The following is a 210-nucleotide window of genomic DNA, read 5'->3' as shown; positions in this document are numbered from 1 at the left end:
GTAAGCGTAGCGATACGTTGAGCTAACCGATACTAATGAACCGTGAGGCTTAACCTTACAACGCCGAAGGTGTTTTGGCGAAAGAGACACGATATTCAGCTTGATTACAGATTACATCGACATGCGAAAAGTGTGTTGATAAACAGAATTTGCCTGGCGGCTGTAGCGCGGTGGTCCCACCTGACCCCATGCCGAACTCAGAAGTGAAAC

Annotated in this window: 1 rRNA gene; it reads left to right on the top strand. The window is 48.1% G+C overall.

From position 1 onward, the window contains the following. Positions 1-152: 152 nt before the first annotated feature. Positions 153-210 (top strand): 5S ribosomal RNA (gene rrf, locus OGV75_RS23590); the annotation flags it as partial.

Source organism: Citrobacter sp. Cb028 (assembly GCF_030336705.1).
Classification (GTDB): Bacteria; Pseudomonadota; Gammaproteobacteria; order Enterobacterales; family Enterobacteriaceae; genus Citrobacter; species Citrobacter braakii.
This window is presented reverse-complemented; position numbering and strand designations above follow the sequence as displayed.